The sequence below is a fragment of the Fulvivirga sediminis genome (assembly GCF_016757215.1).
Lineage (GTDB): Bacteria > Bacteroidota > Bacteroidia > Cytophagales > Cyclobacteriaceae > Fulvivirga > Fulvivirga sediminis.
The window spans coordinates 1-1683 of the sequence record NZ_JAESIY010000035.1 but is presented as its reverse complement, the minus strand read 5'-3'; the positions used below and the strand labels follow the sequence as shown (position 1 = coordinate 1683).

Genomic DNA, 1683 nt, shown 5'->3' with positions numbered 1-1683 from the left:
TATTGTACTGATCTATTTTTGCGATCGAGCATGAAAGAGTTTTTAGGTCATTATATCACATTACTTGAAAACATAGTCGCTGCTCCTCATGCAAAGCTATCATCCCTTAGCCTGGTAAATTCAAAAGGTCGTCGCGAATTAGAGTCAATGCATGGCAATGCTGAGCCTCTGCCTACTATTCAAGAGACAGTTATGGATAAGTTTGACAGGCAGGCCATGCTTACCCCTGATCATGTGGCCCTATATGAAGCGGGAGCAGAAATCACCTATAACGGGCTGGCCTTACAGTCGAATTCCCTTAGCCACCAGCTTCATAGCCAAGGTGTCCGTCCCGGAGATATAGTAGGTGTGAGCATGGGGCGTTCGTCCGATCTTGTAGTGGCGATATTCGGAATACTGAAAGCCGGCTGCACCTATCTTCCGATAGACTGGACCCAGCCTGCTTCACGCAGATCGTACATACTGGATCATACAGGAGCACAGTATCTGATCACCGATAAAACCACCGGCAGTTTCTATGCTGATTTTGATACAGTCCGTACGTTGGATTATGATATCCTGATGAAGGATGCCTTGATGTCCTCATCAGAAGAGCCGGCATACCGTTCAGGAGTTTCTGATTTAGCCTATATCATATTCACCTCTGGCTCCACAGGTACACCAAAAGGAGTGATGGTAGAACACCAGTCACTGACCAACCTGATAGATATCATGCAGGAGCGGTATCCACTTAATGAAGGGGATAGTTACCTTTTAAAGACCAATGTAGTCTTTGATGTGAGTTGTTCAGAACTCTTTGGCTGGTTTATATCCGGCGGTTCCCTTGTAATCTTACCCCAGGGAGAGGAGTCAGACCCCGTGTCTATCAAAGATACGATGGAGCGTTACAAAGTGAGCCATGTTAACTTTGTGCCTTCCATGCTGGGACTGTTTTTAGAGGAGGCAGGCCGCAAAGGTGGAGCAGGGCTAAACTCCCTTCGGTATATTATTTCAGCAGGCGAACCACTGTCACCAAAGACAGTGGAGTATTTTAACCGGCTAGGTCTATCTGCGAGCCTTGAGAACCTGTATGGTCCTACAGAGGCTACCATTTATGCTACAGGATATAGCACCTCATCATATGAAAGTCATCGGAGTGTACCAATAGGCACACCTTTGCAGGGAGTGAAAGCTTATGTGCTTGACCACACCGGTCAACTGTCAGGTAAAGGAGTGCCGGGAGAATTATGTCTTGGCGGAATAGCAGTGGCACGCGGCTACTATAATAACCCGGAACTGACCGCAGAGAAGTTCATTGACAATCCATACGATGAGGATACAAACAGCAGGCTATACAAAACAGGCGACTTGGTGAGATGGCTTCCGGATGGAGATCTGGAGTATCTTGGCCGAATAGATGAGCAGGTCAAGCTTCGCGGCTATCGAATCGAGTTAGGAGAAATCACCCACCGCCTGGTGGAGTGTGCAGGAGTTACCGCCGGTATTGTTCAGCTGAGAGGATATGGCGATAATCAGTATTTAGCAGGTTATTATGTGAGTGAGGAAGAACTGCAGGCTACAGATATACAGTCGCATCTTCAAGCTCATTTGCCATCGTATATGGTGCCAGAGTACTATGTCCGCATAGATGAGATGCCGCTCTTGCCGAGTGGTAAAGTTGATAAGAAACAATTGCCTGAGCCA

Annotated in this window: 1 protein-coding gene; it reads left to right on the top strand. The window is 47.2% G+C overall.

Going from position 1 to position 1683, the window contains the following annotated elements; all coding sequences use genetic code 11:
- Nucleotides 1-30: 30 nt before the first annotated feature.
- Nucleotides 31-1683, top strand: a 1653-nt coding sequence (locus JL102_RS23365) for a non-ribosomal peptide synthetase (RefSeq protein WP_202246891.1), incomplete at its 3' end; no start/stop codon positions are given.